This window comes from Larkinella insperata, assembly GCF_026248825.1.
GTDB classification, from domain to species: domain Bacteria; phylum Bacteroidota; class Bacteroidia; order Cytophagales; family Spirosomataceae; genus Larkinella; species Larkinella insperata.
Genome location: NZ_CP110973.1, coordinates 431,931 through 448,605 on the forward strand (window position 1 = coordinate 431,931; position 16,675 = coordinate 448,605).

The following is a 16,675-nucleotide window of genomic DNA, read 5'->3' on the forward strand; positions in this document are numbered from 1 at the left end:
CGCTTCGACTTCCTTCTTTCTATATTAACGACGGAAACGTACGGAATGTCACTGCGCTTGGTGGATTTCCGGTCCTCCCAGGGAGGCCCTGTCACCGACTCATTTGGCAGTACCGCATCAAGAATTGACCTCAATCTAAATAATTCTGCTAATATTGTAGTTTGTCAATCACCTTCCTTATGGCTAATAGCGTTATTCAACTCATCCAATCAAACAGAGCACAATTGCTGGATCTCTGGATCCAACGACAACTGACCAGTGACAGTCTTCGGGACGACTTAATGACCAACGACGAACTGCGTGCTCAATCCGAAGAATTAGTAAATGCCTTAGCCAGGGGTTTGACGGAAGAAAACATCAACGAGGTTGATTCTCCTCAATTTGATGAAGTATACGAGATCCTATCCGGAATTTCGGTTTCCCGCGCCCAGCAGGGTTTTTCGCCCCGCGAAACAGGTTTGTATATTTTCAGTTTAAAGGAAGCCATCCTGGATTTGCTCCGGCAGGAAGTAACCGACGCCAACCAGCTCTTTGAGGAAAGCCTGAAAGTCAATCGTTTACTAGACGGCCTGGGCGTGATTACGTTTGAAACCTTCATCAAAGGCCGTGAAGAGGTAATTCTGCGGCAGACCGAGGAGATCAGCGACATTTCAACCCCGGTTATCCAGATCTGGGAAGGGATCCTGGCACTGCCGATCATTGGTACGCTGGATAGTTCGCGAACGCAGGTGGTGATGGAAAACCTGCTTCAAAAAATTGTCGACACGGGCAGCAACATCGCCATTCTGGACATCTCGGGGGTCCCCGCCGTTGACTCGCTGGTGGCCCAGCACCTGATCAAAACCGTAAGCGCTACGCGTTTGATGGGCGCCGAGTGCATCATCAGCGGTATCCGGCCCGAAATTGCGCAGACCGTCGTTCATTTGGGCATCGATTTGTCAAATATTATCACGAAAGCATCCCTGGCCAGCGCCCTTAAGCACGCCTTTGCCATGAGCAAAATGGTCGTCAAGCGGACCGATGCAGATAAGAAGTCCTTCTAGACTGTTTATGGATAAAATACCCATCCTGCGAATGGGGCCCTTTCTGCTGGTCACCATTCAAGTTGATCTCTACGACCGGCTGGCCTTAAACCTGGAAAGCGACCTGGTTCAGAGGGTTCACCAAACCGGGGCCCGGGGGGTGCTCATTGACATTTCGGCGGTATCCATCGTTGATTCGTTTATGGGCCGCATCCTGGGCAACATTGCCAGTATGACCCGCGTACTGGACGCCGAAACCGTTGTCGTGGGCATGCAGCCCGCGGTAGCCATTACCCTGATCGAACTCGGCTTATCGTTGAAAGGCGTCCATACCGCCCTCGACGTTGAACGAGGAATGGCCCTCCTGCAAGCGAAGCTTGACTGGGATAATGACGTGGCGGATGACGATGGTGATGACATTGAGTAAAGACCGAATGTCCATCACACGCGAACAGGACATGGTCCCCTTTCGAAATCGCGTCAAAGAAGCCGCCGTTAAAATTGGCATGGGCATTGTCAACCAAACCAAACTCATTACGGCCGCCAGCGAACTGGTCCGCAACATGTTTCGCTACGCGGGCGGGGGTGAAGTGCTGATCGAAGTGGTCAGCAAAGGGCGCGAATCGGGCGTACGGCTTACGTTTATTGATAAAGGACCCGGCATTGCCGACCTGAACCTGGCCATGCAGGACGGTTACTCAACCGGGAGAAGTCTGGGGCTGGGCCTTCCCGGCACCAAACGGCTGGTCAACGAATTTGATCTCAAAAGTACCGTGGGTCAGGGCACAACCGTGACCATTTTAAAGTGGAAGAATGGATAACTCCCCGCACGTACGATTTCAGGCCACGGATCGGAGTTATCTGGCGCTCGCCAAAAAAGGAATCACGCAAATTGCCACTCAAGTGGGCTTTGCTGCCCAGCGGTTGAACGAGGTCGATCTGATTACCGCCGAACTGGCCTCCAACTTGGTCAAACACGGCGGAGGGGGCGAAATTCTGGCCCGGGCTTTTCAGACCAGCAGCCAGGCGGGTCTCGAACTCATCAGCATCGACAACGGCCCGGGCATGGCCGACCCTGCGCGCATGATGCAGGACGGCGTTTCGACCACCGGCACGCTGGGAAACGGGCTGGGCTCCATCAACCGGCTGGCCGATCAGTTTCAGCTTTATTCCCAGAAAGGGTGGGGCACCATCCAATTGGCCCGGATTTTTAAAGACCCGGCACCGGATGTTCTTTCGACGGGCGGCTTTGAGTTTCGCTCCCTGCTGGTGCCCAAACCCGGCGAAACCGTCTGTGGCGACGGCTGCTACGTAAAACGCACCCCGGATCACATCAAACTGTTTCTGGGCGACGGCCTGGGGCACGGTCCGGAAGCAAACCGGGCGGTGCTGGAAGCGATCAAGGCCCTGCGTATTTGTCCGCACCACCATCCGGCGGACATCATTCGGTACATTCACCAGTCAGTTACCAAAACCCGGGGACTGGTCGGTTCGGTTATCGTCTTCGACGCGAAAACCCAGCAGTGGACCTGGTGTGGTGTGGGCAACATATCAACCCGGCTCAACGGCCCCTCGTATACCAAGAATGTGCTGTCCTACAACGGCATTATCGGCATGAACCTGCCCAATACCATGAACAACCACGTTATTCCGTTTACCCGCGGGCAGCACGTGGTGATGTGTTCGGACGGCCTGCAATCCCGGTGGGATGTTTCAAAATATCCGCAGATTCACCGGTACGATTTAACAATTTTGGCGGCTGCCTTGTATAAAGATTACGCCCGACGAACGGATGACACCTCGGTATTGATCGGACGTTTATAAACAGAATGGAGGAAATAGCGAAGGTATCCCTTGATAACGAGATGGATTTGATTCTGGCCCACAAACGGACCATGAAGCTGGCTGAACTGGCGGGCCTGTCCCTGGCGTCGCAGACCACGTTTGCCACGGCGGTTTCGGAAGTGGCCCGGTACGCCATGGAGCAGGGCACCCGGCCGCAGCTCACCCTGGGGGCAGTTACCGCCCCCAGAAAGCACTATTTAGCCGCCAGCATTGAAAGCCCGAATCTGCCCGTAGCCAATCCGCTTCATCAGGGGCTGTTGTACGCCCAGCGACTGGTGGAGAAACTGGAGATCGCCAGCAGCACCAAAGGAAACCGAATCACCTTATACTACAACCTGCCTCCAACCCGCAAAATCAGCGACGCTCACCTGACCACCTGGCGGGCGCAGTTCAGTACGGACCTGCCCCTGTCGGCGTACGATGAGATTAAAAACAAAAACGAGCAGTTGCAGGAACTGGCCGGAAGGCTTCAGGATAGTGAGCAGCATTACAAACGGGTAACCGACGCCCTGCCTCTCATGATTTTCACGGCCAACCAGACCGGGCAGCTGCTGTACGCCAACGCCTGGGTGAGCGAATTCACCGGGCAGTCCATTCAAAACCTGAACCAGACTAAATGGGCCAAGGTGATGCACCCGGACGATTATGCCGCCTATTGGAAAGAATGGACCAAACAGGCCGCCAAAGGTCTCCCCTTCCACTACGAATGCCGGCTCAAAGAACAGGCCGGTCAAGACTACCAGTGGCACCTTTTCTCGGCGTTGCCCGTGAACAGCGAACCGGCGCGGGTTGCCGCCTGGACGGGTTTCGCGGTCAACATTCATGCCCAGAAGATTGTAGGGCAGACCTTGCAGGAAAAAGAAGAGCTGGCACTGGCGAAAACCAAACTCGAACAATCGCAGCGCGAACTGCAGGCAACGGTCAGCGAACTCAACCGGAGTAATGCCGAACTTAGCCAGTTTGCCTACGTGGCCTCGCACGACCTCCAGGAACCCCTGCGCAAAATTCAGGCGTTTGGTGACCTGCTCATCAGTCAGTATGCCCCCAAACTCGACGAGCCCGGGGCGGATCTGATCACCCGGATGCAGAGTGCGGCCGGACGCATGAAAGTCCTGGTAAAGGATCTGCTTTCCTATTCCCGACTCACGACGCAGCAACAGCCGTTTGAACCCCTGAATCTCAACCAGATTCTGTCTGAAGTGCTCGTTGATATTGAAACCAGCATTCTCCAGAAACAGGCTACGGTAGAAACCCAGCAACTTCCTGTTATTCAGGGCGACCCGCTGCAGTTACGACAGCTTTTTCAGAACCTGCTGTCCAATGCCCTGAAATTCTCCAATCCCGGCCAGCGTCCGGTTATTCAAATCACCTCTTCCCTACTGCCAGCGGACCAACTCCCCGCGACGGTCGTGCCGAACGGTTCGCATACGTACGCTTTTATTTCTGTGACAGACAACGGCATCGGGTTTGAACAGAAATATGAAGACCGTATTTTCCGGTTGTTTCAGCGGCTGCATGGCAACAGCAAATACCAGGGTACCGGCATGGGACTGGCCATCTGCAAGAAAGTCATCGACAACCACCAGGGATTTATTGCCGTACGCAGCCAACTGAATCAGGGCAGTACGTTCATGATCTACCTGCCCACGGAGAGCCATCTGACCGGCTCACCAACCTAACGAAAAGAAGTCCAAACGCCCGGCCGAGCAGGCTGGAGCAGGCAGCTGAGCAACGGCCTGCTCCAACACTGATTCGGCAAACGCCCCTTTCACTTCCCGGCAGCACCCGCAAAAGGTCAAACCGTTCTTTCTGCTTTTGGGCTCACCAGCCGGAATTCTGGGATAAGTTCGGGTTCAGATCCCGTTCTTTCTGCGGAATGGGCCACAGGTAATGGCGGTTTTTGTCAAACACCCGGTTAGATGAAACCGCCTGCACCGTGATCAGCTTGCCGGTCTGGTCGGGGTACGTGATGCCGTATACAGGACCCACCATGACTGTTTCGGCCGTTTTCCACCGGCGGATGTCGAACAGGTGTTGTCCCTCAAAAGCCAATTCCACCGTCCGTTCGCGCCGGACGATCTCCCGCAGAGCAGCTTGGGTAGTGGCCGTTACGGAAGGCTGCTTCACGTCCGTCCGACCGTTCCGAACGGCATTAATGGCCGCCAGCACCGTGGGATCAATCTGATTGAGCTCGATTCGGGCTTCGGCGTAGGTCAGCAGAATTTCGGCGTAGCGCAGCAGGATGATGTTGATGCCGCCGTTGGCCGGATTCGCAAAATCTTCCGCGTTAATGTACTTCTTGATGTTGAAACCGGTCGTTGAAGCAATGTAGGTGCTGCCAATGGCGTCGGCGGTTCCACTGGTCGGGCGGGGCTGGAAGGTGATCCCGCTGGGCAACGGATCGCCCTCCAGGATGATGGAAAACCGCAGGCGATTGTCCCGGTTGACGTACGGTTTGGCCGGGTCGTAGCCGCTGGCGGCATCCGTTATCTGTTTCCCGTCAAGGGTTTCGTAGGTATCCACCAGCGCTTTGGTCGGCACCACGTTGCTGCTGCTGTTTCGCTGGCTGTAGGGCCCCAGGTACGCAAAAACGTTGTTTGGATAGGCATCTTTCAGGTACTGTTTGTCAAGAATCACTTCTTTGTTGTTTTCAGCCACATAGCTGAACAGTTTTTCGTAGGATTCGTACAAACCGTATACTCCCAGTTTCATCACCTGATCGGCTGCGTCGGCCGCTTTCTGATACCGCCCGGCGTACAGGCTGGCCCGGGCCAGCAGCCCCAGTGCCGCACCTTTGGTGATTCGGCCTTTGTCGGCGGTCCCGTACGAAAGGGGCAGCAGTCCGGCGGATTCGGTCAGTTCCTTGTCCACAAAATTCCAGATTTCCTCCACCGGCGTGCTGGTCAGGGTCCGCCCCTGCTCAATTGAAACGGAGGATGTAATCAGCGGCACCGACCCGAACAAACTGGCCAATTTGATGTACTGGTAAGCCCGCAGGGTTTTAGCCTCCCCTTTGTACTGGTTGATCAGCGCCGTGTTGGTCGACGGAATTTTATCCACGTTTTCCAGGAAATAATTGACGGCCCGGATTCCGCGGTAAGCCCGGCGCCATTCCCCGTAAATCTTGGAACTGGTTGCGTCGTAACTTCCCAGTTCAATGTAGGCTTCCACGTTAAAGTTGGTGTTGGTATGGGCGATGTCGGTCATCCCGTCCCACGAAATGACGTTGGTGCTGTCCAGGTCGGTGTAGAGCGAATTGACCGCCAGTTTCGCGTCGTTTTCCGTTCTCCAGAAAATATCCACGGAAAGCCGGTCGTTCGGCACCGTTTCCAGCAGTTCCCGGTCACAGGCAGTCAGGCCCAGGCCGGCAAAAACTGCCATTCCGGCGTACAAGACGGTTTTGGTTATATAAGTTTTCATACGAATCGAGGGAATCTTCAGGGCTTTCAATCAGAATTGCAGGTTTAATCCAAAGGTGTAGAGGGCCGTTTGCGGGAAATACACCGCCCGGCCCGACGGTACTTCCGGGTCCAGGTTCCATTCGTTGAGTTTGGAAATCGTGAACACGTTGGTGGCGGAGGTGTACACCCGAACCCGGTTTACCCGCAGCTTACTCGTCAGGCTGGCTGGCAGGTTGTAGGCCAGTTGCACGTTTTTCAGACGGAGGTATGAGCCGTCGATGATCAGCCGGTCGGAAGTAGCCACGTTGCGCAGATCAAACTTGACCGGGCGGGGAAACCGGGCACCCGGGTTTTCCGGAGTCCAGTAGTTGTTGGCGTAAATCTCGTGCGTAAACCCTTCCTGATTGCCCATTTCGGCCAGCGCACCCGCCAGCCGGGCGTCCACTTTAGCCGCACCCTGGAAGAGAATGTTCAGTTCGAAGTTTCGGTAGGAGAAGTCGGCGTTTACCCCAAAGGTGTATTTCGGAAAAGAATTTCCGATGGTGGTCATGTCGTTGGCGTCAATTTTCCCATCCCCGTTCAGGTCACTGTATTTGACATCACCCGGCTTGGTGTTGGAAGCGTACGTCGCCTTATAATCAATGATTTCCGGCTGACTCTGGAAAAGCCCGTCGGTTTTGTACCCCCAGAGTGTGTTGATCGGCAGGCCCTTGGCAATGATGTACCGGGGGTCAATGTCGGACCCGGCAATGTACGGCCCGGTGCCTTTCAGGTCGACCACCTTGTTTTCGTTGATGCTCAAATTTCCGCCCAGGCTGTACCGAAACCCGGAAGCCGCCGGATTACCCCGGTAATTGGCACTGAACTCCCAGCCTTTGTTTTCGACCGAACCGGCGTTCTGCGGTGGCGCAATCAGACCAACGGTGGCCGGAATATCCAGGTTTAGCAGAATGTCGTCGGTCAGTTTGCGGTAGTAATCCACCGTTACATTCAGCCGCCGGTTCAGCAGCGAAGCATCCAGCCCCAAGTCCAGCTGGGTGGTCGACTCCCAGCCTAAATTGGTGTTGGCCAACGTGGTCGGGCGGTACCCCTGCACCGGCAACCCGCCAAACGTATAACCGTTGGTCGTCAGGGCCGCGTAGTAGCTGTACAAGTCCACCGACTGGTTGCCGGTAATTCCCCACGAGCCGCGCAGCTTCAGATCGTTAACGCTGTTGGCCAGCCCCTGCCAGAAGGCTTCTTTCGAGATTCGCCAGCCCGCCGAGAAGGACGGGAAGAAACTGTATTGCCGGGCCCCCGTAAATTTGGAAGATCCGTCGTACCGGCCGTTGGCTTCAAACAAATACTTTTCCTGGTAGTCATAGTTGACCCGGCCAAAATACGAGCGCAGGCCATATTGGGCGTCGTTACCGGCGTTGCTCTTGGTGCCATCGTTGGCCCCCTGCCCGATCGACCCCAGGTCGTTGTTGTAAAACCGTTCGCGGTAGGCCGACAGGAAAGTCTGGGTGTTGCCAATCTGGGAGTACCCCAGCAAGCCCTTCACGTTGTGCGGCCCGAAGCCTTTTTCGTACGTCAGCAGGCTGTTGATCGTGTATTCGCGCAGGGTGTTGCGCACTTCCGTCAGCGAGTTGTTGACAACGGTTTTGACGATGTTGGTGTTTTTGTCAACGTTCGTGTAGGCGTTGGTAAAGTTCTTCTGGTAAATAAACGTTCCCCGGCCCGCAATCTGAGTCGAGAACGTCAGGCCATCCACAAGATCGATATCGCCTTTTACGTAACCGGCCAGGTAGTCGGTATTCTGGCGCGACATACCGCCGATCTCGTTGTACATCAACGGGTTGTTACCCTGCGTACTCAGTCCGTAGGTTCCATCCGCGTATTTGGGTACGGCCCACAATGAACCGTGGAAAAACGTATTCAAAGGTGTAGGATTAGCCCCACTGTTGTTAAACGTCGGGTTATCAGCGCGGCTGTATCGGTAATTGATGTCGCCACTCACCCGAATTCGTTTGGAAACCGTGTAATCCGAATTCAGACGAAACTCCCCAATTTTGTTGGAATATTCCTTGATAACGCCCTGCTGATCCTGATACCGAACGCTGAGCCGGGTCCGGAGTGCTTCGGTACCGCCCGCCACCGACAGCGTATGGTTTTGCTGGGGAGCCGCCTGCAGCATGGTTTCAAACCAGGTGTTGGGCAGGGGGTATTTCTCCCGATCCGTTGCGTTGATGTACGCCTGAATGGATTCCTCCGTAAACCGCGCCGGTAGCGTGGCCCCCGCGTTGGTGTAAGCCCTGACCTGCAAACGCATGTAATCCTCCAGTCCCATCATTTGGGGCACGTTATTGGATTTCTGAATGGCGTAATAACCGTGGTAATCGACCTGCACCTTGCCGCCTTTAGCCCGTTTGGTTGTAATCAGCACCACCCCGTTGGTAGCGCGGGAGCCGTAAATGGCCGTCGAAGAAGCATCTTTCAGGATCGAAACCGATTCAATGTCGTCCGGGTTGATGTCGCTCAGCCGCTGCTCAATACCGTCCACAATCACCAGGGCGTCATTTTTTCCCAGATCGTACCCGCTGGTGCTGCTGCTGTTGATGTTGAAGGTAGTAATCCCGCGGACCCGGATGTTGGTATTGGACTTCCCCGGCGAACCGCCCTGGTCGAGCACCGTCACCCCCGGCATCAGTCCCTGAAACGACTGCTGGACGTTCGACACCGGCCGGCGGGTGATTTCATCGCCACTGATCTGCGAAACGGAGTTCGTCAGGCTGTTGCGCTTCTGGGTGCCGTAACCCACCACCACCACTTCCTCCAACTGGCTTTGATCCGGTTCGAGCTGAATGGTCAGGCTGGTGCGGGAACCCACGCGAACTTCCTGCCTTTTGTAGCCCAGAAACGAGATCACCAGCGTTGCATTCTCATCCGGAACCACGAGTTGAAACTCGCCCTTAACGTCGGTTGACGTTCCCTTGTCGGTTCCTTTCAGGATGACGTTTACTCCCGGTAGCCCCTCCCCTTTTTCGTCGGTTATTTTCCCCGTCACCGTCGCGGCCACGTTCTGTTTAGGCGCCGTTACCATATTTGATTTCCGGGGCAGCTCCGTGAATCGATTGGCCAGGCTCACCTGCGTACCCAGCAGCAGGTAAGCGCTTCCCACAACCAGCCTGTCCCGGATTCTCAGCCGGAGAGCGGTTGTTGCATACTTTGATAGATGTAACTTCATAGAATTAATGGATTAATTGAGTATTAATGGCTTGATGCCGGTTAAATACGCGGGTATCAAAGATCGGTAAAATACTGATTAATAGGCGTGTGCCCTCTGTATCCCTGGTAAGGGCTTCCGGTAACGGTCCTAACCCACAGCACAGAACATCATCCCTATTCCTATATACTTTCTAGACAAAAACTTAAAAAGCAAAGCCAGCCGCAGAGAACTGGCTTTGGCCTGCAAACTTGAATGATTTCTTTCGATCCGCAAAAATAAAAGGCACAGCCCGGGGCAAAAAAGTCATAATTTACAATCATTAACTTGCAATATCCTATTCGTATGGCGTAAGCCTTCAGCCCTGTTTAAACGATAAAGGAGCAGCCAATGGATTTTTACCATAAAGCTGCTCCTTGAGGAAGTGATGAATAACCGGCTCCAAAAGCCGGAACGCTGCTCCCGGACTAGTTTTGCGTTAATACATTGGCACCCATGATGTCAATCTGGGCCTGCGGAATGGGGAAGTATTCATTTTTCCCTTTTACAAACGTAGAACCCGACAAGTACGTGCGCTTCTGACTTTCCTTGGCGATGTAGGCGTTCAACACCTGATCGGCCACACCCCAGCGCACCAGGTCAAAGAAGCGGTGGCCTTCCATCGCCAGCTCCACCCGACGCTCAAACCGGACCGCTTTGCGGGCGTACTCCTGGTTGGCAAAGGCCGGGTACGGCTTGACCAGGTAATTGGCCGCGGGTTTCCCGCTGGCGTCCATGACCACCACATTCCCGGCGCGGGTCCGGATCTGGTTGACGATTTTTAACGCCGTGGCCAGGTCGTTTTCCTCCACGGCCACTTCGGCGCGCATCAGCAGCAGGTCCGAGAACCGGAAAGCCCGGTAGTTGTTGGCGTTGGCCCGGGGCGATTCGGCACCGGCGTTTTCCCCGCTGTAGGCAAAGAATTTCTTGAACGTATACGGTCCCCCGAAGCTCTGGTCACGAATCCAGTTCCGGCCCGGATGCACGCCCCAGTTCAGAAACGGAATACCCCGGCGGCCCACCGTCCAGTCCAGGCGGGGGTCGAGCGTGCCTTCGTAGGGCGTAAACGCATCGGCAGACGCCAGACCTTCGTCATTCTTTACGTCCGCGTTGTTGAACGTATCGAGCAGCGGCAACCCGTTGGCGTCGGTTTTGAACGCGTTCACCAGATTCTGGGACGGCTGGTAAAAACCGCAGCAACCGCCCGGCGCCGACCCGTACGGAAAGTTCCAGTTGTCGCCCCAGCTTCCGTTTTCTCCGACTCCACCGTCGCCAACCGACATCTGCACTTCAAACACCGACTCGCTGTTGTTCTCGGTCGGAATCCGGAAGTTGTCGTGAAAGCTCGTCACCAGCGCGAACGGACCATTATTAATCACATCGTCGAGCAGCGGTTTGGCAGCTGCGTAATCCTGCTGGTACATGTGGGCTTTGGCCAGGTAGGCTTTGGCTGTCCATTTGCTGACGCGGCCCACCTGCGCCTTGGTGGCCGCAACATTGTCGATGGCATACTGCAAATCCGCTTCAATCAACGGCCAGATGTCCTTGTCGTTGGGCAGGTTGATGAAATCGGTTACGGTTTCGTCGACGAAAGGCACGCGGTTCCAGATTTTCTTGGCTTCAAAATGGTACCACGCCCGCAGAAAACGGGCTTCACCGGCCGCCTGCGCCTTTTCGGCTTCGTTCATATCCGTAACTTTCGGCAGCAGCTTCAGCACGTCGTTGGCCCGCGAAACCCCGTCGTACAGGGTTACCCATTTGTCGTTGTAAAGCCCCAGGTCGGCCTGAAATGAATACCGTTCGAGGGTGGTTATCTGGGCCTGATCGCCCACGTCGCTGCCCTTGTAGGCATCGTCCGACGCCACGGAGCCGAAGATCCAGTTGCTAACCGAGGAAGTCGTACTGAAGCCGGAACCGACGCCGTCCAGCAGGCTGTAAGCGGCAATCAGGACGGCATTGACCCCGTTTTTATTCGATAACAGCTGCTGGTTGGCTACCCCCAAGGGCGTTTTCTCCAGAAAGGTTTCGCTGCACGAGCTCATGAGCCCCATGCAAACCGTGGTTATAAGCAAGAACTTCTTTTTCATGATTGATGAGCCGGTTGACCGGGCAGAATATAAAGTCGTTAATTAAAACCCGAAGTTGATTCCAATCTGGTACATTTTGGCGTACGGATAGTTGCCCTGATCGACGCCCAGAACGGTGCTGCCGGGGGTTGATCCCACCGAGGTCACTTCCGGATCAATACCGCTGTATTTGGTAATCGTAAAGAGGTTCTGCGCCTGCAGGTACACCCTAACGTTTTCAAACTTGATTTTCGACGCCACGGCGGCCGGCAGCGTGTAGCCCAGAGTCAGGTTTTTCATCCGGAAGTACGAACCGTCTTCGATGAAGTAGCTCGACGGCTGCTGGCTGCGGCTGTCGTTGGCATCCAGAATCGGCAGAACAGCATCGGGGTTTTCGGGCGTCCAGGAATCGTACAGCATCCGCAGGCTTCGGTTACCGGCCTGGTTGTTGAAGTCCACCCAACGTTTGACCATGTTCAGCAGTTGATTGCCCTGCACCCCCTGGAAGAAAGCCGACAGATCGAAGTTCCTGTACCCCAGATTCAGGTTGATTCCGTACGTAAAATCGGGGTGCGGATTGCCGATGAACATCCGGTCGCTGTCGGTAATGGTGCCGTCCCCGTCCGTGTCGTGGTATTTGTACTTGCCCACAGCGGCATAACCGGGATACTTCGGACCCGCGTCTACTTCCCCCTGATTTTGGTAAATTCCGTCGATTTGCAGACCGTAGAACGAAAACAGCGGCATTCCGGCCACCGAGCGGGTCCAGGTGTAGCTCCGGATGGCGGGTCCGAGCAGCACCGCCGAAGCGCTGTTGTTCAGTTTGACCACCCGGTTTTTGTAGGTCGAGAAATTGACGCCAATGCCATAGGTCAGCGCCCCGTTCATGGCTTTGTCGTTGAAGTTCAGGGCCAGGTCAATGCCCTTGTTGTTCATCTCACCCACGTTGACAAACGGAATGGTGGCAACACCCTGCGTGGCAGGCAGCGCGACTTGGTAGAGCATGTCGGAAGTTGTCCGGTCGTAGAGGTCCAGGTTAAAGCCCAGTTTGCCTTTCAGGAACGTAGCATCCAGACCAATGTTGGTTTGGGTGGTGGTTTCCCATTTGGCATCCGGGTTACCAAACGCCTGTGTATCAAACCCGGCCTGCGTTGAGTTGTTCGACCCGTCAATGGCGTACGACGACTGGTTGAGGCTGGAGCGGTAGGTACTAAACCCGTTGTAGTTTCCAATTTCCTGATTTCCCGTCTGGCCCCAACCCGCTCTCAGTTTCAGATCGTTGATCCAGGTCAGACCCTTCATGAACGATTCTTCCGAAACACGCCAGCCGAGACTGAACGCCGGGAAGGTTCCGTACCGGTTGTTCTGACCAAACCGCGAGGAGCCGTCGCGCCGGACGGTCGCTTCGAGCAGATACCGGTCTTTCAGGGAGTAGTTTACTTTCCCAAACAGCGAAAACAGCGCCCATTCATAGCCCGCGCCCGAGTTGTTGATCCCGGCCGTTCCGGAGCTCAGGTACATGTACTGCGGGTCTTCGGAAAAAAAGGTGGTCCGGGTGGCGGAGAAATCGCGGCCCATGCCCTTGATGGCTTCGCTTCCGACCAGCACGCTCAGCCGATGATCCGTGCCGAAGGCTTTGTTGTAATTCAGCGTATTCGACCAGGTCCAGTTGATGTCGTAGGCGTTGGCGTTGGTCATGGCGTTGTTCGCTTCAATCTCGGCTTCTTCCAGGTCCAGCAGGGTGTACCCAACCCGGTTGCCGCTGGTGATGTCAATGCCGATGCTCGAGCGGGCCGTCAGATCTTTTATGATGTCAACTTCCGCGTACGCGTTCCCGAAGGCCCGGAACGTATTCAGCTGGTTGTTCCGGGTTCGCCACAACTGGGCTACGGGGTTGGTGGCGGGTCCGAGACCGGCCGCGCGGGTTGCCGCAAAGTTACCCATGATGTCGTACACCGGAATGATGGTCGGAATGCGGTATCCGTTCCCGATGGGGTTGCCGTCCTGGTTATTGCTCGAACTGGCCGTACCGTTGTTGTTGTAATAGCCTTTGTTCTGCGTGTAGCTCACCTCCAGATTTTCGCCCAGGCGAATCCGTTTCAGAAACTGAAATTCGGTGTTGGAACGGAGCGAATAGCGGTCGAATGAGGTATGAATCAGCACCCCGTCCTGCTTGAAGTAGTTCAGGGCGATGGCGTAGCGACCGTTCTCGGTACCGCCGTTGGCGCCGATGTTGTAGTCCTGAATGGCGGCCGGGCGCAGGATTTCCTGGTGCCAGTCGGTGCCTTCCTTGTTGGCCCGCACGATCTGGTAGAAGCCGTTGCGGTTGTAATTGTACAGGGCCGGATCGGTTCGGGGATCGCCCTCCTTCAGACCGTAGCTGGCACCGGCCAGGATGTAATCCGGCACCACCGCCGACGGGCCGTTGCCGTACTGCTGGTGCGACGGGTTGCCGTTGGTCAACACCCCGGCGTTCCGGCGCTGAATCCAGAGCAGGTTTCCAAACTCCTGCGGGTTCTTGATCAGGCCCAGGTCTACTTTACCCACCTGCACCCCGGTCCGGGAGTTGAACGTAAACTGCGGTGCGCCCACCTTGCCTTTTTTGGTAGTAATGATAATGACCCCGTTACCGGCCCTCGAACCGTAAATGGAAGCCGCCGACGCATCCTTCAGCACCTGCATCGACTCGATGTTGCTCGGGTTGATGCTGTTCAAACCGCCTTTGGTCGGCACCCCGTCAATGATGTACAGCGGGTCGTTGTTGTTGATCGTACCGAAACCCCGAATCCGGACGGTGGCCTCCCCGCCCGGTGAGTTGTTGGACGTGACGGTTACCCCCGAAACCCTTCCCTGCAATTGCTGGGCCACGTTCGGAGCGGTTACCTTCGTTAGTTCTTTGGTATCAACCGTAGCGACGGCCCCCGTGATGTCCCGGCGCGATTGAGACGAATACCCCGTCACCACCACTTCACTCAACGCCTTGACGTCGGATTGCAGCGTCACCTGAAGCTGGCTCTGGTTACCGATTGTCACTTCCTGCGTTACAAACCCGATCGACGACACCACCAGCGCGGTACTGCCTTCGGGTACATTGAGCACAAAACTTCCTTCACCATCCGTGCTCGTTCCGACGGATGTACTGCCCTTGAGTACTACCGTAGCACCGGGAATGGCCGCGCCGGACGCATCGACGACTTTTCCCCGAATCGGCAGGAGAGCCGCCTGCCCCACCCTGGTTGTGGTCGCCGTTGCCGTCGGAACGGTCTCGGCGGCATAAGAAATCCCCGAAAACTGGCTAAGCAGCACCAATTGGACTAGCCCCATGCGTTTGATGTGCGGCCAGGAGTTCTGCGGGTAGAAGCGTTTTTTCATAATAGGCTGATTTTTTAAATCAAAACAGTAAGCACAATAGGATTTCTGTCTCTTTCTGAAAGAGATTAAGACAAGCTGATAAAATCGGATTTACAGACAAGCGACTACCGAAGACGCTTTGCTCGATTTTTTACTGCCGGAAAAAAATTAATCTATCCTGAGCTGGATCATGAAAATGAGTTGGGGTTAAAAATAGGCGATGGTTTGTAGACTGCGCATCCGTCCAAAAATAAGAACTCGCCGTTGTATTCAAAATATAATTCTGACTGTTATTAGAATATCAAAATTTAATTACGATATTTTTCAAATAACATGACCCATGTTCACCTTTTAATCTAATTTTTTGCCCGCCGGCTTTGTAACTATGTCTTTTCGCAACAACTTGCACCCCGTCAACCGCCGATGTTCCTTCAACGTCTCTTATCTTCACTTGCAACAATTAACCGACATACTCATGCAGCATATTGATGGTACTTCAGCCCCGAACGCCCGGCGGGAATGGCTTAAAAAAGCGTCCTTGCTGGGATCGGCCCTGCTGGCTGGCCACGCCCCCGAAGCCGCACCTCAACCGGCTCCCGTCGTCCGGCGGATTCCGATCAGTGTTTCGAGCTATTCGTACTGGCATTTTACCCCCGATAAGTTTCCGATCGAAAAAGTCATTGAAGAAGCCGCCCGGCTGGGGTTTGACGGCGTTGAAGTACTCCACCGCCAGATGGCCGACGAATCCGTTGCCTACCAGAACAAGCTGAAGCGCCTGGCTTTCGACAGTGGTCTTTCCATGCCGCTGCTCTCGATTCACCAGAATTTCCTTCAGCCGGATCTGACGAAACGAAAAGCCGATATTGAGCATACGTTTAAGTGCATCAACATCGCGACCCAGATGGGTATTCCCTGCGTTCGGATGAATACCGGCAGTTGGGGAACCATCAAGAATAAACGGCAAACGGATTATTATCAAACCGGTATTGAGCCGCCCATTCAGGGGTATACGGACGAGGACGGCATCAAGTGGGTGATTGACGGCATGGGTGAATGCCTGAAATACGCGGAAAAGGCGGGCGTCGTGCTGGCGCTGGAAAATCACTGGGGCCTTTCGTCGAATACGGAGTATCTGCTGCGCATGTACAATGCGCTAAAAAGCTCCCCGGCTATGGGCCTGAACGTCGACACGGGCAATTTTGTCGGGGAACCGTACAGCGGCCTCGAAAAACTGGCCCCCTACGCCACCATCGTTCAGGCGAAAACCTACTACGGCGGGGGCACCTTCTACGACAAGGACATGGACTACACCCGCATCGGGCGAATTTTCCAGAAAGCCAATTTTAAAGGATTTGTTTCGCTGGAGTTTGAAGGGAAAGAGGACCCGAATACGGCCGTTCCGAAAAGCCTGGAAGTGCTCCGGAAAGCGTTTACCTACACGGTTTAAAATAGGCCGGATAACATCATCGAACCAAACCGGTGAAGCTCCACCGGTTTGGTTCGTTTTGGGCGGGTGCATACCATTTCGCGCTCGGATGTTTCAACGCCAGCTTGGGTAAGTCGCTGGGAAACAGCGCATCCATGAAGGCCAGAATGTCCTCACCGGATTCCTTTCCAACTCCGGTGAGGCAAAAAAGTCCATTTTCCCATCGGTCCCCGCGGCAAAGCCGTCGATGGTGACCCACTCCGGAAGAATTAAGTTTCTCATGAACCGTTTCGGACGGTTGTCGCAATCCCGGTGTCAGT

10 protein-coding genes are annotated in these 16,675 nt (G+C 55.0%); 6 read left to right on the forward strand and 4 right to left on the reverse strand.

Annotated features, from left to right (window positions below):
- The first annotated feature begins 179 nt into the window (after positions 1-179).
- From OQ371_RS01610 to OQ371_RS01630, 5 genes are read left to right on the forward strand one after another with little or no spacing between them, the layout of a single operon-like run.
- Complete coding sequence (locus OQ371_RS01610) at positions 180-1,043, forward strand: STAS domain-containing protein (RefSeq protein ID WP_265991933.1); 864 nt, start codon at positions 180-182, stop codon at positions 1,041-1,043.
- Positions 1,044-1,050: 7 nt separating this feature from the next.
- Positions 1,051-1,449, forward strand: a complete 399-nt coding sequence (locus OQ371_RS01615; protein ID WP_265991935.1) for an STAS domain-containing protein — start codon at positions 1,051-1,053, stop codon at positions 1,447-1,449.
- Between the two features lie 7 nt (positions 1,450-1,456).
- Positions 1,457-1,843, forward strand: a complete 387-nt coding sequence (locus tag OQ371_RS01620) for an anti-sigma regulatory factor (RefSeq protein ID WP_265991936.1) — start codon at positions 1,457-1,459, stop codon at positions 1,841-1,843.
- Complete coding sequence (locus OQ371_RS01625; protein ID WP_265991937.1) at positions 1,836-2,846, forward strand: ATP-binding SpoIIE family protein phosphatase; 1,011 nt, start codon at positions 1,836-1,838, stop codon at positions 2,844-2,846. Before OQ371_RS01620 ends, OQ371_RS01625 begins: the two co-directional genes overlap by 8 nt.
- Before the next feature lie 5 nt (positions 2,847-2,851).
- Positions 2,852-4,546, forward strand: coding sequence for an ATP-binding protein (locus OQ371_RS01630; RefSeq protein ID WP_265991938.1), 1,695 nt, complete (start codon positions 2,852-2,854; stop codon positions 4,544-4,546).
- A 142-nt stretch (positions 4,547-4,688) separates the two neighbouring features.
- On the opposite strand, the gene OQ371_RS01635 is transcribed toward OQ371_RS01630, so the two are convergent.
- The 4 genes from OQ371_RS01635 to OQ371_RS01650 form a co-directional block, all read right to left on the reverse strand.
- Positions 4,689-6,287, reverse strand: coding sequence for a RagB/SusD family nutrient uptake outer membrane protein (locus tag OQ371_RS01635; protein ID WP_265991940.1), 1,599 nt, complete (start codon positions 6,285-6,287; stop codon positions 4,689-4,691).
- 30 nt (positions 6,288-6,317) lie between these two features.
- Entirely contained in the window at positions 6,318-9,494 is a 3,177-nt protein-coding gene (locus OQ371_RS01640; protein ID WP_265991941.1) for a SusC/RagA family TonB-linked outer membrane protein, read from the reverse strand.
- A gap of 446 nt (positions 9,495-9,940) precedes the next feature.
- On the reverse strand, positions 9,941-11,599 hold the full coding sequence (locus tag OQ371_RS01645; RefSeq protein ID WP_265991942.1) for a RagB/SusD family nutrient uptake outer membrane protein: 1,659 nt from the start codon (positions 11,597-11,599) through the stop codon (positions 9,941-9,943).
- A 42-nt stretch (positions 11,600-11,641) separates the two neighbouring features.
- Positions 11,642-14,950 (reverse strand): SusC/RagA family TonB-linked outer membrane protein, encoded by a 3,309-nt coding sequence (locus tag OQ371_RS01650; protein ID WP_265991943.1) that lies wholly within the window; start codon positions 14,948-14,950, stop codon positions 11,642-11,644.
- Between the two features lie 454 nt (positions 14,951-15,404).
- Between OQ371_RS01650 and OQ371_RS01655 the strand changes: the two genes are divergently transcribed.
- Positions 15,405-16,376 (forward strand): sugar phosphate isomerase/epimerase family protein, encoded by a 972-nt coding sequence (locus OQ371_RS01655; protein ID WP_265991944.1) that lies wholly within the window; start codon positions 15,405-15,407, stop codon positions 16,374-16,376.
- Positions 16,377-16,675 lie beyond the last annotated feature (299 nt).

Bases quoted from the DNA above. Each gene is read 5' to 3' on its own strand.
- OQ371_RS01635 (WP_265991940.1), bottom strand. From the start codon at position 6,287: ATGAAAACTTATATAACCAAAACCGTCTTGTACGCCGGAATGGCAGTT.
- OQ371_RS01630 (WP_265991938.1), top strand. From the start codon at position 2,852: ATGGAGGAAATAGCGAAGGTATCCCTTGATAACGAGATGGATTTGATT.
- OQ371_RS01645 (WP_265991942.1), bottom strand. From the start codon at position 11,599: ATGAAAAAGAAGTTCTTGCTTATAACCACGGTTTGCATGGGGCTCATG.
- OQ371_RS01625 (WP_265991937.1), top strand. From the start codon at position 1,836: ATGGATAACTCCCCGCACGTACGATTTCAGGCCACGGATCGGAGTTAT.
- OQ371_RS01610 (WP_265991933.1), top strand. From the start codon at position 180: ATGGCTAATAGCGTTATTCAACTCATCCAATCAAACAGAGCACAATTG.
- OQ371_RS01655 (WP_265991944.1), top strand. From the start codon at position 15,405: ATGCAGCATATTGATGGTACTTCAGCCCCGAACGCCCGGCGGGAATGG.
- OQ371_RS01620 (WP_265991936.1), top strand. From the start codon at position 1,457: ATGTCCATCACACGCGAACAGGACATGGTCCCCTTTCGAAATCGCGTC.
- OQ371_RS01650 (WP_265991943.1), bottom strand. From the start codon at position 14,950: ATGAAAAAACGCTTCTACCCGCAGAACTCCTGGCCGCACATCAAACGC.
- OQ371_RS01640 (WP_265991941.1), bottom strand. From the start codon at position 9,494: ATGAAGTTACATCTATCAAAGTATGCAACAACCGCTCTCCGGCTGAGA.
- OQ371_RS01615 (WP_265991935.1), top strand. From the start codon at position 1,051: ATGGATAAAATACCCATCCTGCGAATGGGGCCCTTTCTGCTGGTCACC.